The organism is Bacillus sp. PK3-037, from assembly GCF_054161355.1.
On record NZ_CP096408.1, the window covers coordinates 2,502,098 to 2,517,794 of the forward strand.

A 15,697-nucleotide genomic window follows, 5' to 3' on the forward strand; every position below is an offset into this window, starting at 1 on the left:
TTCCTACACTTACTTTTCAGTATTGATATATAGTTTTCCATTCGCTGTTTTTCTGGTTTCATTGCCGTAACCGTCTCGAACGATAACCTCTACTTTAGCTCCGTTTGCTTTAAGAGAGGAAGTTGCTGTCCAGTAGCCTTCATATCGTCCCGGAGAAATTTCTCTTAACGGCAGCTCGGTAGCGTTTTGTACATTCGCTCTTGCATTTGTGAGCGGCAGGCGAATGACAAACGTTGCATCTGCGTCTTTCGCGCTTGAAAAAGCGATTTTGACCGATTCACCAGCTTTTAAGGTTTTGTCCTCACCAGGAATCAGTCCGGTAATGACTGGCTGGTCAAAATTCACATCGACGACAGCTTTTTTCGTCGTTTTGTTGCCTGCTAAGTCAGTGGCTATCACCTTTACTTCGTTGCTTCCGTTTTCCAAAAGGATACGGGCAGAGTAGGAACCGTCTGTGACCGTTGCTTTTTTGCCATTAACCTTTACTTCTTTCAAGTTGTCATCTGAAACAGTGCCTTTAACAGTCACCGCTTCTTTATTGATTTTCTCGCCATTTTTTGGATTGTCGAGCGTCAGTTCAGGCTTGTCTTGATCAAGTGTGACCGTGACAGGACTTGAAGCATCTGTCGTTCCGGAGTCTGTTGAAGCAGCCGCTGTCAGCTTGTTTTCCCCTTTGCTGAGTGAAACTACTGCCTCGAACGTGCCATCTTCGGCAGTTTTCGTTTCTCCTGCTTCTTTATCACCATTATAAAGGGTTACAGTCGTACCCGGAGATGCCTTTCCTTTTACCGTGGCGTTCTCCTTATTGGTGTATGCTTTATCTTCAGGAGAAGTAATGACAGGTACGGCCGCTTCATAATCGACTAACGCGCGAATCATATAGTTGCCGTCTTCTTTATCTCCTTTTTGCCATGTTCCGTTAACATACTGCCAGTTGCGATCTGAGTACTGCCCGGTTTCATCCATTGCCAAGCCTGGTGAATATGGATCGGGTTTTGACTGGATATAAACAAGATAAAAGTCTTTATCGACCATAATCCCCTTCGAGCTGAGATCGACTTTCGTCCATTCGCCATTACGAAGAGCTTCCGCGTTATATGGTCCCGCAATTTTTTTGCCAGGTGCTCCATCTTTCCCTGTAGCATCGTAAACCTCGACCTTAAACTCTGTGCCGCCAGGATCAGGGAACTCCGTATCCCAGAATCTGAATAGCCCTCCTGTCAGCATGCCTTGTTCCTTGCCGTCAGCCAGTGACATTTTAACCGCCCATCCGTTTCCGGCCGCGAAATAGGAATTTGCATTCTCCGCTGTTCCGTCATCGTATCCGATCTCACCCGGATAACCGACGAAAGGCTTCAGCACAGTTTCTTTTGTGATATCACCTTTTAAATCAACGGAAAATTCATTACTGTAATAGCCCGGTGCAGCCACTTTAATCGTGTAAGAGCCCTCGTAGGCCTCAAGTGTATATTCTCCTTTGTCGTTTGTAGTTGCCGGTTCAACAGCGGCATCCTCGATAACATAGACGGAAGCGCCTTTTATCGGCTCTCCTGTTGTTTTATTGATGACAGTGCCTTTTAATGTGCCTTTCTTTATTTCTTCTAACGTAAAATTAGCTTGGGTTGTCTGATCTGCCTGCAAAGACACTTTTTGCGTTTTTGATTGATAGCCGTAAGCTTCTGCCTTAAGCGTGTAGTCTCCTGCTTTATGCGTCAGCTTGTACTGTCCGGTTGATTGATCTGAATAGGTTGATTTTCCTGTTTCAACCACACTGACCTGTGCTCTGAGCGGCAATGCTTGCGGCTGCATATCAGCACTATGTTTTGTTTTGGCAGCTGCATTTGTTGATGGCTTAGCCTTTTTTGGATTAACCGCTTTTTTCTTTTGCTTTTCTGCCGGTTTTTGTACGCCCAGCTTATTCTTTTTGATTGTTTTCCCGGAAGATTTATCTGAAAGCTGAACATCATCAACGTACCAGCCCTCTTTTGCAATGCTTTCATCAGACTGAAGGTTAAACATCACTCGAATGTTTTGGCCTCTGTATGCGGATAAATTAATTTCTTCGTTGGTCCAGTTTGAAGTCTTTCCGTTATAGGCCCCTGCCTGCTCCCAATTCGTTTCGCCTTCCGGTAAAACAAAAACGTAGCCATAATCAAAATCATTTTCTAGGTTGTGCCAGCTTTTAAATTGAAGAAACAGGTTGCCTGAATCAGGCACGTCAATTGGAGGCATCGTGAGATTCATATTCGCTCCATTGGCATAATTTCCAGTCAGGTTTGTCCCATATACTTTTTCTCCTGATGCAGCTGCATGAGGGCCTGATTCCGGAACTCCCCACTCCCAGTTATTATTTGTTCCGCTCGTAAGCCAGCCGCCTGGTTCTGTTTCAAAATCCTGCTTGTATCCAACAGTGATACTAGGTTTCACGGTTACATCATATGTGTCAGATTCGACAACATGGCCGCCAAAATCCTGAATGATCCACTTATAGCTTAATGCGGTCCCCTTTATACTTGGGATTTCCGCCTGGTACGTTCCTTTCAGATGATCTCCGCTGATTCGTTTAGCTTTGACCTCGTTCCATTCGCCTTGATCCAGCTTATAGGACAATTTCACGGATGTCACACTCACATTGTCTTCAGCTGTCAAGGTAAGCGGAAGGCTGGCACCTTCATAAGCTTCATTTACTTTCTCATGCTGATAGCCAGGCAGCTCCTCATCTTCCCCATCGACAGAAACTTGCCCTTCCGCTTTTCCTAAACCGTCTGTAACCGCTGATACGGCATCAAAAGCGTTCACCAAACCATGGCCGTATCCGTTATTCGGAGAGTCAGGGAATGTAGAATCCGTTAATGGCTCAGCCGTGCTTGTCAATATTTCCTCCATCTCATCGACAGAAAGTGAGGCGTCTGCCTGCTTCAATAACGCAGCAACAGCAGAGACATGCGGTCCTGCCATCGACGTGCCATCCCATCCGTCTTCATATGTCTGGCCGGGAACTGAAGACCGGATGTTTACGCCTGGAGCAGAAATTTCCGGCTTTGTTTCATCGTATGGCGACGGTCCCTGGAGTGAAAAATCGCCTAGCTTCTTGTTAATATCAGTTGCTCCGGTCGCAAACGCTTCCGGATAATTGGCAGGATTCGCAATAGAACCAGGTCCTCCCGGGTTAAAGAGGTCAGCATTTCCCGCAGAGAATTCCGGGAAAATGTCGGCCGCCCGCCAGGCATTGACCATATCTCTGTACCATTCATCAAGGCCGGAGCCCCCGCCCCAAGAATTATTGACGACATCCGGAGCCATCTCCGGGTGAGGGTTGCCCTCTGCGTCCTTTGGAGCTAAAATCCATTCACCGGCCTCCAAAATGTCAGCGTCTGTCCCGCCATCTTCAGAAAACGCCTTAACGGCAATCCATTTTGCGCCAGGTGCGACACCAATTTGATTCGTGCCATCAGGCTCAGAACCAACCATTGTACCTGTTACATGAGTGCCGTGATCAAGATCATCATATGGACTTGACTCGTCCGCTACAGCATCAAACCAGTTCATGTCATGATCTGGCTCATTGGGGCTTTCTGGATGAAACCCGCGATATTTTTCTTTTAATGCAGGGTGTTCCCATTCAACCCCGGTATCAATGGAGGCGACAACCGTACCCGTTCCGTCATAGCCAAGCTCCCAAGCCTTCGGTGCGTCTATTTGGTCTACATTCCATTCTACACCGTCAGTTGCTTTTATCGCTTTTTGTGCTTTTTTCATATTGAATGGGGAAGCGGATGACTTAAAAAGCTGCCGTTTTTCATTCGGAAGCACCTTTTCTACTTCAGGGAACTGCGCCACTTTCTCCATGACTTCTTTTGAAGCATGTACAGCAATTCCATTTACCACATAATAGGAGTGAATATCATCGGCATTCCCTTTATTTTTCTGGCTGTTTAAATATTTCAAGACGTCTTTCTGAGCTTCATCAGCTGTCACTTTTAACGAAGACACGACGGCCGAACGCTTTTGATATTCCGTTTTAGCAGCGGTCAGCTTTTTAGATTTCGCTTTTTTGACAGCTGATTTTGCTGCTTTTTGGGTGTCAGCTTGATCTTTAAATTTGATCAGAAAGGTAGTTTTTTCTTCTTTTTTAAAGCTTTTCTTTAATGAGCTGGAAATCTTGTTTTGAATCGATTCAGAAGATTGAAGCTCCTGTTTTACAGAAGAAGCAGCGCCTTTGCTGCTTGCCCCGGCTGCACCCGGAAACAGCAGTGAACTGACGACAACTGTACTCAAAACAGAACTGATCAGTCTGTTTTTCGTTTGTTTCCTCATTTTTTATCCCCCTTTTTTAGACCACTTTGTAAAAAAATTGTCGTCCCTCCTTTAACATTCAATTTGTTTGTCAAAGCTTCGCTGTACGTTAACTGTAGACAATCTCAATTACAGATATTGTCGTTTTCTGTCATCTTATTTCCATATAAATGAAAATGATGATATGGTCATGAAATATCAGTAGGTATCATAGGTTGATTTGTTGTTATGTGTAGGAAGACATAGTGCAAAAGGCATAAGAGATGAATGGAAATGGTTGAGGAAAAAATAAAGGACAAAATCGAAAACGATTTTGTCCTTTCAATTAGCCGCGTTTATTGCGGTTTCTTAAGAATGTCGGAATATCAAGCGTATCGTCAGCCGGCTGTGAGGTTTGACGGCTGACTGTGTTTTGATGCTGCGGTTCTTCTCGTTTCGGCTCACGTTTTGGAGCACTCTGATTATGTGATTTGATGTTCTGGTTTAATGATGGACGCTGGGGTTTCGTAACATCTTTCTCCTGTTCGATAAAACCAGTAGCAATCACAGTAACCACAATCTCGTCTTTAAGATTTTCGTTAATAACAGAACCGAAAATCATGTTTACATCCTGATCAGATGCAGAAGCGACAATGTCTGCTGCTTCTTGAACTTCATAAAGGCTCAGATTTGTTCCGCCAGTAATGTTCATTAAGACGCCTTGCGCGCCATCAATTGCTGCTTCAAGAAGCGGACTGGAAATGGCTTTTTTCGCAGCTTCTGCAGCACGGTTTTCTCCAGTCGCAATACCAATACCCATTAAAGCAGATCCTTTGTTTGACATGATCGTTTTCACATCAGCAAAGTCTAGGTTAATGAGACCAGGAGTAGCGATCAGGTCAGAAATACCTTGAACCCCCTGACGGAGTACGTTATCAGCTTCACGGAATGCTTCAAGCATCGGCGTGTTTTTATCAACAATTTCAAGAATACGGTCGTTCGGGATCACAATCAGCGTGTCCACCGCTTCTTTCATTGCAGAAATTCCGCCCGCCGCCTGCAGCTGTCTTTTGCGACCTTCGAACGTAAACGGTCTTGTAACGACTCCGACTGTTAATGCTCCTAAATCTTTTGCGATTTGCGCAATAACCGGTGCGGCACCTGTTCCTGTTCCGCCTCCCATACCAGCTGTTACGAATACCATGTCAGCGCCTTTTAGCGCTTCTTCAATCTGCTCCTTGCTTTCCTCTGCGGCTTTTTTTCCGACTTCCGGATTCGCACCTGCTCCCAATCCTCTAGTCAGCTTTGCGCCGATTTGCATTTTCACTTCCGCTTTTGACAGGTTAAGAGCTTGAGCGTCCGTATTTACCGCGATGTACTCTACTCCTTGCACTTCATTCTCAATCATTCGGTTGACCGCGTTGTTACCGCCGCCTCCTACTCCGATTACTTTAATTGATGCTAAGCCGTCTATGTTTGTTTCGAACTCCAACATGCTAAATCCTCCTAATCTGCCGAATGACTATCTATCTATTCCCAAAACATGCTTAATAGTTTTTTCATTTTGCTCTGTTTGTTATGTTCGGCTTGTGTTTTTTGTTTTCCTTTTGGCCGTTGCTGCATCTCATTTTGGTGATGATGCTGCTCTTGTTCCTCTGCTGATGAGACGGCGATTTCCTGTATCGCTTCTTCAGGCATCTTGAAGCCAATTTTTCTGCCTTGAATTCTTGCATTCCGGCAGGCGAATTGAATCATGCCGACTGCCGTCATATACTGAGGATCTCTTACACCAATATAATTTGGGCTCGCCACTCTGACATTGTTTTGCAGCACATCCTGCGCTAGTGACATGATACCAGGCATTGCTGCTTGCCCCCCTGTCAGCACGAAGCCTCCCGGCAGATCGCTAATTCCCATATTGCGAAGTTCTTCTGAAGCAATCTCAAGAATTTCTTCGACTCTTGCTTCAATGATATTCGCTGCTTCCTGCTGTGTAAATGTTTGTTTCTGATTGGTGCCTATAACGGTTACCTCAAATACTTCATCTTCTGAAGCCTCGTTATAGTAGGCATGTCCAAATTGTTTTTTCACACGTTCCGCTTCTTCTGTGGACGTTCTCAATCCGATGGAGATATCTTTGGTGATATTTTCGCCTCCGAGAGGAATGACACGGGTAGAAGTCAGGTGTCCGTTCTGGAACACGGCAATGGTGGTTGACCCTCCGCCTATATCAATGAGAGCCACACCGAGATTTTTCTCATCCTTTGACAAAGCAGCAGAACCGGCTGCCAGCGGCTGTAGACAAATATCAGTTATTTCAACACCGGCTCTTTCAACGCACCGAAGCAAGTTATGTAATATTGTTTTTGAACCGGTGATCAGTGTGCCCTCTACTTCTAAACGCACACCTAACATTTTTTTAGGGTCGGTAATTTCATCTCTTCCATCTACGATAAATTGTTTAGGAATGACGTCGACTATCAGCTGTTCATGCGGTATTGAAACAACCTGAGCCGCTTCCATGACGCGGCGGACATCTTCTACTTGAATTTCTTTATTTTCACTGGAAACTGCTACAACACCGTTTGTATCTTGAATATTGATATAATTTCCATTAACGCCGACAATAGCTTTTCTAAGCGGAAAACCTACCATTCTTTCAGCTTGGTCAAACGCCTTTCTTATAGAATGAACGGTCTCATCTATATCAACGATTGAGCCTTTTTTCAACCCTTCAGACGGTACATTTCCCACACCGATAATATTTAGGGAATCATCTGTCATTTCTCCGACGATCACTTTTGTATTGGACGTACCGATGTCAAGACTGACGTAAAGTTCATTGTTGTTCATTCTATGGCACCTCCTCACATTTCGATCATTTCTATTCTATTATTTGCGGAACAACAATACAATGAATGTGGCTTTACAAGTGTGTAACAAAAAATAACAACGGAATATTCCTTATGTGCTTTTCACATTTTATGTTTATTGAAAATATTCGTTATATCCTATGTATATCCTCTTTTATATCACATTTTTTTTATTTTTTTTAGAAAGAGTCCACTTTGTTAGTAGATTTCTTCTTATAACGGCTATATTCTGAAATAACCTGACTCCAAATGCGAATATACCTGCTAAATACAAGTCTACACCAAGATGGACTCCCAGAAAAGCTAAACTTATTGCCAATATAATATTAAAAAAGAAACCGGAAACAAATACCATTTCATCATATGTACCTTGTAAATGCGCCCTGATTCCGCCGATTAGAGTATCAAGTGCAGCAAGCACCGCAAGTGATAAATAATTTGAGTATTCACTCGGTATCGTTAAGTTTGTCATCAATCCGATCGTTATTCCGAGCACGAGTCCAAGCACGGGCAGCCACATGACAATTCTCCTCCCTTTTAGTCTTTCAGCGGTTTTAGCTGTTGTACGTCCACTGCTCTGTCATAAGCTTTTAAAGTCAGGCTGCTGTCAGATTTACCTGCTTTTAACGCTACATTTTCAGAAGCAAAGATATCCTCCAAATCGGACCCCTTTACCCTGCTGTACAGCTTGTCCGGATCTTCAGCAAGCACTTTTACTGTTAAAGGATAATCATCAAGGCTGTATCCGTCTATTTTTGTTGTGCCGTTTATGTCCCGTATCACTGAAGAATTCACAACTCTTCGCTCATTTATTGAGATATGCGCAGCACCATAGGAGTTGAGTTCATTGATCAGCTTCTTTAGTAAACCCGGCGGTGGATTTTTGATCGCCTCTCCAGTTACGCTTTCAGAAAAAAGCGGAGAAAGGGTGATGACAATTCCGCTACCTGTTATATCGGTCATGCCGGCTGTTTTTTTTAAGGTTTGTAATGTATTATTGAGCGCTGTTTCTTTTGTCAATTCTTTGTTTTGTGTATAGGTATTCAGCAATTTATCATACTTTTTAATTTCAGCCAGCAGCTCTTCCTGCTTCTTCTGCTCTGATGTAAGCTCTTCTCTTATATCCCACATATCTCTTGTATCTCGGACTTGTAGATGCTTTAAAGAATTAAATTGAACAGCTATCATAAGGCCGAATATAACCATAAGCATGCTGATGCTAATGAAGGAACGCTTTATTTTCAATCACTTCACCCGCTTTTCCAGTCATTCCTTCGTTTTCAGAATGGGTTCCATTTGTACATTTTTCTTTTTTTCTGCGGTAACAGAAATATGATCCATAGAAAGGTGATCGATCAGGCCTCCTGCTATATTTAACGAAGGAAGCAGGACATCAGGATCTCCGATGGCAGAAACGACAAACGGGGCGGGGTGCTGCACCCCGTCTACCGTTACGACCGGCCCGTTGCACTTGATGTAGGAATCATGGGTCAGCCGCTGGCCGTTGACGGAGACGGCTGCCGCACCAGATATATACAGTTCATTTATGACTTGAAAGAGATGGCTTTCGTGAACGATGTAGCTGTTCACGTTCTCTCCTTCCGGTATGTAAGAAGCATCTTCCAAAGTCACTTGAACGCCTTCTCCTTGTACACCGACTTCCCCAATATACATTCTGTACTTTTCTACATCTTCCAGGACGTTATAGTATTCGGTTTTTTCGTTCTTCAGCTTATTTTCAGTCTGACGGACTTTGTTCTGCTTTTGATACAGTTCTTTTTCAAGGTCCTTGTTTTTTTTCTCTTGTTTCAGCAGTTCATCCCGCAGGGCATATTCTTTTTTCCATTCTTCCGTCTCTGTCATGCTTCTGTGGTTTTCTCTTGTCGTCTGAAAAGAAAAAGAAATTAAAAAGCCGGCGATAAGCATAATCAAAGAAAGAAGGACGGCTGATTTGCCCCTCAATTTTCATCTTCCTTTTTGGCAGCTGAATCGCTTTTTCCAAACTCCTCAAAATAGGTTGCAACTTCTAAATGAATAATCCCTTTTTTACTGCCGCTGAGCTGTGAAATAATAGAAGGATATGTTTTCATTCGGTCTGCAAAGGTTTTGATGGATGCAGTGACGACATACCCGTCGTTCATATATAATTTAATCCGGTTTTGATCCATTTTGGTAGGAGTATAATACACTTCTGAAATCGATTGTTTTATAGAATTTGACAAAGCATCGAGCTGCTTGGCCATCTGAACACGTTTTTTAGCGTCTGTCCAATTCACCAAAATCGGTCCCGCATCATCTGGCGTTACTTCGTCTGGCAAAACTGAACCGTTTTCAAGGACTTCATAATACACATTGTCTTTTTCTAAATAAGCAATCGCTTTATATTCTTCGATCGCAATGTTGATTTTATTAGGAAGGGATTTGCTGATTTCTGCTTTTTTTACTAATTTATTTTGCTGAATCTTTTTTGCTGTTTTTTTCTTATCCAGATTCCAAAATTCAGTATCTCCGCTTTTGATATCGGAAAGATCAATAATCTCCTTTTTGGAAACATTCTCATTACCGGTAACAGAGATTGATGAAATTTTACTGATCGGTGTCTGCAGATACACGATGATCAGCACCATCATAAAAAAGAGCATAATAAATGAAATAAGCCGGCGATTTGCCTTCTGTTTTCTCTGCTCTTTAATTTTAGGGATCCGCTCTTCAATATTTACGATTTTTTCTCGGTCATGCCCCGGATTCATTGCCTGTTCACCTCATTCAAATGAAACAGCCTTAAAAGTCTGCCTATTCCAAAACAAACGGCATACTATGATGCCGTTTGTCGTTTGCTTACAGTATATCATATGAACAGCTTCAGTTCAGAACTTGAGTCAGCGATTTTCACCGATGATTTCAACCTCTGTGTGCATCTCAATCTCGTATTTTTCACGGATCGTCTTTTTCACATGGTCGATCAGATCAAGCACATCTTTTGCTGATGCTCCGCCCGCATTGACGATAAAGTTCCCGTGCATTTCCGATATTTTCGCACCGCCGATTTGATATCCTTTTAAGCCTGCTTTTTCCACTAAATTGCCGGCATGGTTTGGAAGCGGGTTTCTGAATATGCTTCCTGCACAAGGGCTTGAATACGGCTGTGTATTCTTTCTGTAGTCTTTATTGCTTTGCATTTGCTGAACGATTGATTCTTTATCCTTTTGCTCAAGCTGCAGAACGGCTTCAAGACAAACGCCAGGGCGTTTCTTTTGCAATACGGACGTTCTGTAGGTGAATTCCATTTCCTCATTTGTCAGCCACTCGATCGTGCCGTCTTCAAATAAAATATGCGCTTTGACAAGGATCTTACTCATATCAGATCCGTGAGCGCCTGCATTCATATAGACAGCCCCTCCGACGGATCCCGGAATTCCGGCAGCGAATTCTAATCCCGACAAGCCTTTTTTGCTCAACGATGTAGCAAGACGCACGACTGAATAACCGCCACCGACAGTGACTTGTTCCCCGTCAAGCTCCAAGTGGTCAAGACCCGCACCCAGCTTGATGACCACGCCTCTGATTCCTTCATCTAATACAAGAAGGTTTGACCCGCGGCCGATGACTGTCCACTTTACTTCATATTTTTTCACAACATCCATGATGTCCTTGACAGCCTCTACACTGCTTGGAATGACCAATACATCCGCAGGACCGCCGATTTTCATTGTTGTATGATTTGCGAGCGGTTCATTTGCAAGCACCTTGCCGACTTCGCGTTCTTTTAATTCTTGTATCACTTTCTCCATCGTAAACCTCCGCATTCCATTTGCTTTTCTATTATTTGTTCAAATCTTCGAGTACGCTGTATAAACGGGCAGCCGCATCAGGAACACCGAGTGACTTTGTCCGTTCGCTCATATCCTTTAATGTTTGTTCATCGAGCACAATCCGGTCAAGCGCTTCAATCAGCTTTTCTCCGCTGAGTTCTGTTTCTTTCAACACAATCGCAGCATCATGCTGACCGAGAGATCGCGCATTGACCTCCTGGTGATTCGCCGTTACGTACGGACTTGGAATCAGCACACTCGGGATTCCTAGTGCCGTAATTTCCGCAATGGTCGTCGCACCCGCTCTTGCTACAATCACATCAATTGCCTTTAAATATTCTGGCATCTGATGAAGAAACGGTTTTGTGACCATATTGTCAGCTGCACCCTTGTTTTTCAGCTCAGTCATTACTTTCTCATAGTGAACCTCGCCCGTAATATACAGTACTTGATACGCTCTTGATTTCAGCGCATCCTGCATATCAATGACCGCTCGGTTAATTGGTGCGGCGCCTCTGCTCCCGCCGAAGATTAATACGGTTTTTTTCTCTTCAGAGAGTCCGATTTCAGCCATTGAGCGGCCCGTCTTTATTGAGACGACCTCAGAGGCTCTCGGGTTTCCCGTAAATACAACTTTCTCACTTGGAAAATGTGATTTTGCTTCCTCAAAACATATTGCTACTTTATTAACATATTTTGAAAGAAACTTATTGGTGATGCCCGGCAGGCTGTTTTGTTCATGAACGATACTCGGAATCCCCATTTTTGCAGCCGCGTATACAACCGGCCCGCACACATAACCGCCCGTTCCAATCACTGCATCCGGCTTAAATTCCGCTAAATACGATTTGCTTTTTTTAACGCCCTTTAGAAAACGCATCACCGTCTTTACGTTTTCAAATGAAAGCTTTCTTTTAAAACCTGTAATTTCAATGGAACGAAACGGTATATTTTCCCGTTCTACAATTTTTTTCTCTAATCCGTTCTCTGTTCCGATATATAAAAATTCCGTATCAGGATGGCGGCGCTGCACCTCTTTGATAAAGGCAAGCGCAGGATAAATGTGTCCCCCTGTGCCGCCTCCGCTTATTGCAATTCGCATAACTCTTCCCCCAGTCTCAGTTTCTCTATAACATAACGATAACCCTGTTTTTATGGACAGGGTTATCGCATCAATTGTTTCCCAGCTTCCTGTTTCATAGGATCGCTTCACTAATAAAATTCATTAATACCTCGAGTACCGGCTCACGTTCAGCAGCACGCCGACAGCCATCAGCATCAGGGTCAACGATGAACCTCCGTAGCTCAGAAACGGCAGCGTGATGCCAGTTACCGGAATAAGGCCCGTCACAACGCCGATATTGATCATAACTTGGATCGCGATCATTGAAATAATCCCCACAGCGACAAAGCTGCCATATAGATCTGGTGCACCGAGCGCGATCCTGATTCCTCTCCACAGCAGCACGCTGAACAGAAGCAAAATAAGCGACCCGCCGATAAACCCAAGCTCCTCTGACAAGATGGCGAAAATAAAGTCCGTTTGCGGCTCAGGCAGATAAAAGAATTTCTGTCTGCTTTGGCCAAGCCCCATTCCGAACAATCCGCCAGGTCCTACCGCATATAGCGATTGAATGATTTGAAAGCCGCTGCCGAGCGGATCTTCCCACGGATTTAAGTAAGAGGTAATCCGTTTAATCCGGTATGGAGCCGACAGTACTAGTCCGACAAATCCGCTTAGGCCGATCAGCCCGAGAAAGACGAAATGGGCGATTCGCGCACCGGCTACAAAAATCATGACAATACAAGTACCGACCATTACCGTTCCTGTTCCGAGGTCAGGCTGGCACATAATAATCAAAAATGCGGAAAACACGATGCCGAGCGCCGGGACAAATCCACGTCTGAACGATGTAATGTTTTTTTGCTTTTCAGAGAGAAATTTAGCTAGGAATGCTATCATCGCAAGCTTCATAAACTCTGAAGGCTGTATGCTGAATGCGCCGACTCCGATCCAGCTTCTTGAGCCGTTCCGCACCATGCCTACGCCTGGTATTAAAACAAGCACCAGCAAGAAAAAACAGATAACCATCAGCAATTTAGACCATGTCCGCCATGTCCAATAATCAACATTCATAATAAAGAACATGGCAATAACTCCGATACCCGCAAACAGCAGCTGCCGTTTCGCGAAAAAGAATGAGTCGTCAAATTTATAATCCGCCCATACCGCACTCGCACTGTACACCATAATTAATCCAATTGTTAATAATAATAACGTAATGATGACCAATAACAAATCAGGCGATGTTTTTTTAGTAGTCAAATCAATCGACACCCCAAGCTTAAAGTCATTAGGGCTGCCGATTTCTCCAAGACAAGCCCTTACTTAAGCATATGCACGGCGTCTATAAACATGTCACCGCGTTCTTCAAATGTTTTGAATTGATCCCAGCTCGCACACGCAGGTGAAAGCAGAATGACATCTCCTTCATTTGAGAGCGCAAACGCCGCAGATACTGCTTGTTCAACATTATCGACACGTTTGACATGTTGTATTCCCAGCTCATTTCCGAGCTGTTCGAGTTTCGGTGCTGTCTGTCCGAATGTAAGCACCGCTTTGACATGCTTCATGTAAGGCTTTAAGTCGTCAAAGCCGTTTCCGCGATCCAGTCCGCCTGCAAGCAGGATGACAGGTTTTTCAAAAGCCGAAAGCGCCTTGCTTGTCGCCAAAACGTTTGTTGCTTTGCTGTCATTATAAAACTTACGGTTCTTCACCGTTGTGACATACTGGAGACGGTGCTTGACGCCAGTAAAGCTTGTCAGCACTTTTTTGATGGCCTCGTTGGACGCTCCAGCCGTTTTTACTGCCGCAATCGCGGCTAAAATGTTCTCCAGATTATGCGCACCTGGCAGCACAACCTCTTCCAGAGGAAGAATAGCTTCGCCGCTGTACATAATCATGCCGTCTTTTACATAAGCGCCGTGTTCAAGCTGTTTGCGTACTGAAAAAGGAACAATTCCGGCTTCTCCGGCTTCAGCCAGGCGGACGACTGTTTCATCATCCTGGTTGACAATTGCTTTATCTGAAGCTTTCTGATGCAGATACACTTTTTGTTTCGCTTTTTCATAGTTTTCTCTCGTATGATGATAATCCAGATGGGCATCAAACACGTTTAAAATCAGGCTGATTTCAGGCCTGAAGTCGTGCGTCCCCATCAGCTGAAATGACGAAAGTTCCGTTACGATCCATTCATCTCCATCAGCGTGATAGGCAACCTCACTTGCGACTGTACCGATGTTTCCGGCGATCAGCGCCTTTTGAGAGTCTGCCTTCAGCATTTCATAAATCAGCGTCGTCGTTGTCGTTTTTCCATTCGATCCGGTAATCCCGATAAATTTGGCATTAGTCAGATGGTAGGCTAGCTCAATTTCCGTCCAAATCGGGATGCCTCTTTTTTCTGCTTCCTGAACCATAATATTTTCATATGGAATTCCCGGGTTTTTGATCAGTACAGTAATCTGATGCTGATCGAACAGAGAAACAGGGTGCTCTCCACAGACAACTTCGACCCCTTTTTCAGAAAGTTTCTGGGCTGGTTCGTTCTCATCAAAAGGCTTTTGGTCGTTGACTGTAACATAAACACCTTTTTCATGAAGAATAGACGCTGCCGCAAACCCGCTTTTCGCGAGCCCAAGGACTAAAAAATGCTGATTTTGCAAAAATAGATCGTTTTCCACTTATAACCACACCTCGATGTAAATTCCTAATACGGCAAGCAAAAGTCCCGCAGCCCAAAATGTTACAACAACTCTCCATTCAGACCACCCGACAAGCTCATAATGGTGGTGAAGCGGACTCATTTTAAAGATTCGTTTACCTGTCGTTTTAAAGCTGATGACCTGCAAAATAACGGATAATGTCTCGATGACGAATACACCGCCGATAATGACCAGCAGGATTTCTAATTTCGTTAAAATGGCAATGGTGACGATTGCTCCTCCCAATGCAAGTGATCCTGTATCTCCCATAAACACTTTGGCTGGATGCGCATTGAATACCAGGAAGCCCAGCACCGCTCCGACAACCGCGACTGAGAAAATAGCAACATCATATTGGGATTGATTCCAAGCCAGGATGGCAAAGGCGCCAAAAGCAATAGCTGCCGTACCTGATAATAAACCGTCAAGACCGTCAGTCAGGTTGACGGCGTTTGATCCGCCGACAAGCATAAATAGCACAAGGATAAAGTAAGCCCATCCAAGATCAAATGACAGATCAGTCCCAGGAATGCGGATATCCGTCGCAAAATTGTAGTAATGATACACCGCATAAAACACAATTGCGATGATAATTTGTCCGATCAGTTTTTGCTTTGACGTCAGACCGAGATTTCGTTTCATGACGACTTTGATGTAATCATCCAAAAAGCCGAGTAAACCGTAACCGATCGTGACAAACAGCAGCAGGAACATTTCCGGACTTATTTCTGAAAACTTCTGTGTCATCACAATCGTTGTCACAATGATAGACAGTATGATCATGACTCCGCCCATTGTCGGGGTCCCTGATTTTTTCTGGTGTGATTTCGGTCCTTCTTCTCTAATACTCTGGCCGAATTTTAATCTTCTTAAAAACGGAATAAGAATCGGAGAGAGCAGAACACTGATTAAAAAACCCATTAAAATTGTAAACAGAATGACTTGCTCAAGCATTGTCCTTTTCTCCTCCTGTTT

General features: G+C 44.0%; 12 protein-coding genes. All 12 read right to left on the reverse strand.

What is annotated here, in order from left to right; genetic code table 11:
- Window positions 1-9: 9 nt before the first annotated feature.
- Window positions 10-4,317, reverse strand: coding sequence for a S8 family serine peptidase (locus tag M1D69_RS12750; protein ID WP_458105889.1), 4,308 nt, complete (start codon window positions 4,315-4,317; stop codon window positions 10-12).
- 304 nt (window positions 4,318-4,621) lie between these two features.
- Window positions 4,622-5,770 (reverse strand): cell division protein FtsZ, encoded by a 1,149-nt coding sequence (gene ftsZ, locus M1D69_RS12755; RefSeq protein WP_024121324.1) that lies wholly within the window; start codon window positions 5,768-5,770, stop codon window positions 4,622-4,624.
- Window positions 5,771-5,805: 35 nt separating this feature from the next.
- Window positions 5,806-7,128 (reverse strand): cell division protein FtsA, encoded by a 1,323-nt coding sequence (gene ftsA, locus M1D69_RS12760; protein WP_024121323.1) that lies wholly within the window; start codon window positions 7,126-7,128, stop codon window positions 5,806-5,808.
- A gap of 174 nt (window positions 7,129-7,302) precedes the next feature.
- The gene (locus tag M1D69_RS12765) at window positions 7,303-7,668 is read right to left on the reverse strand and encodes a small basic family protein (RefSeq protein WP_010334164.1); all 366 of its coding nucleotides are present in this window, start codon (window positions 7,666-7,668) and stop codon (window positions 7,303-7,305) included.
- Window positions 7,669-7,685: 17 nt separating this feature from the next.
- Window positions 7,686-8,393 (reverse strand): DUF881 domain-containing protein, encoded by a 708-nt coding sequence (locus tag M1D69_RS12770; protein WP_458105888.1) that lies wholly within the window; start codon window positions 8,391-8,393, stop codon window positions 7,686-7,688.
- Window positions 8,394-8,414: 21 nt separating this feature from the next.
- A complete protein-coding gene (locus tag M1D69_RS12775) occupies window positions 8,415-9,110 on the reverse strand; it encodes a DUF881 domain-containing protein (RefSeq protein ID WP_458105887.1) in 696 nt (231 codons plus the stop codon).
- Window positions 9,107-9,898, reverse strand: a complete 792-nt coding sequence (locus M1D69_RS12780; RefSeq protein ID WP_458105886.1) for a cell division protein FtsQ/DivIB — start codon at window positions 9,896-9,898, stop codon at window positions 9,107-9,109. The genes M1D69_RS12775 and M1D69_RS12780 overlap by 4 nt, the downstream gene beginning before the upstream one ends.
- Before the next feature lie 129 nt (window positions 9,899-10,027).
- On the reverse strand, window positions 10,028-10,939 hold the full coding sequence (gene murB, locus M1D69_RS12785; RefSeq protein WP_458105885.1) for a UDP-N-acetylmuramate dehydrogenase: 912 nt from the start codon (window positions 10,937-10,939) through the stop codon (window positions 10,028-10,030).
- Window positions 10,940-10,970: 31 nt separating this feature from the next.
- Window positions 10,971-12,062 carry an undecaprenyldiphospho-muramoylpentapeptide beta-N-acetylglucosaminyltransferase gene (gene murG / locus M1D69_RS12790; RefSeq protein WP_458105884.1) on the reverse strand — a complete coding sequence of 364 codons (1,092 nt, stop codon included), beginning with the start codon at window positions 12,060-12,062 and terminating at the stop codon, window positions 10,971-10,973.
- Between the two features lie 123 nt (window positions 12,063-12,185).
- On the reverse strand, window positions 12,186-13,286 hold the full coding sequence (gene spoVE / locus M1D69_RS12795) for a stage V sporulation protein E (RefSeq protein WP_003221421.1): 1,101 nt from the start codon (window positions 13,284-13,286) through the stop codon (window positions 12,186-12,188).
- Between the two features lie 59 nt (window positions 13,287-13,345).
- Window positions 13,346-14,701, reverse strand: coding sequence for a UDP-N-acetylmuramoyl-L-alanine--D-glutamate ligase (murD, locus tag M1D69_RS12800; protein ID WP_059292826.1), 1,356 nt, complete (start codon window positions 14,699-14,701; stop codon window positions 13,346-13,348).
- Window positions 14,702-15,676, reverse strand: coding sequence for a phospho-N-acetylmuramoyl-pentapeptide-transferase (gene mraY, locus M1D69_RS12805; RefSeq protein ID WP_024121314.1), 975 nt, complete (start codon window positions 15,674-15,676; stop codon window positions 14,702-14,704).
- Window positions 15,677-15,697: the final 21 nt, after the last annotated feature.

What these genes read in the sequence shown, in the direction of transcription:
- M1D69_RS12765 (WP_010334164.1), bottom strand. Translation starts at nt 7,668, where the DNA reads ATGTGGCTGCCCGTGCTTGGACTCGTGCTCGGAATAACGATCGGATTG.
- mraY (WP_024121314.1), bottom strand. Translation starts at nt 15,676, where the DNA reads ATGCTTGAGCAAGTCATTCTGTTTACAATTTTAATGGGTTTTTTAATC.
- murB (WP_458105885.1), bottom strand. Translation starts at nt 10,939, where the DNA reads ATGGAGAAAGTGATACAAGAATTAAAAGAACGCGAAGTCGGCAAGGTG.
- ftsZ (WP_024121324.1), bottom strand. Translation starts at nt 5,770, where the DNA reads ATGTTGGAGTTCGAAACAAACATAGACGGCTTAGCATCAATTAAAGTA.
- ftsA (WP_024121323.1), bottom strand. Translation starts at nt 7,128, where the DNA reads ATGAACAACAATGAACTTTACGTCAGTCTTGACATCGGTACGTCCAAT.
- murG (WP_458105884.1), bottom strand. Translation starts at nt 12,062, where the DNA reads ATGCGAATTGCAATAAGCGGAGGCGGCACAGGGGGACACATTTATCCT.
- M1D69_RS12780 (WP_458105886.1), bottom strand. Translation starts at nt 9,898, where the DNA reads ATGAATCCGGGGCATGACCGAGAAAAAATCGTAAATATTGAAGAGCGG.
- M1D69_RS12750 (WP_458105889.1), bottom strand. Translation starts at nt 4,317, where the DNA reads ATGAGGAAACAAACGAAAAACAGACTGATCAGTTCTGTTTTGAGTACA.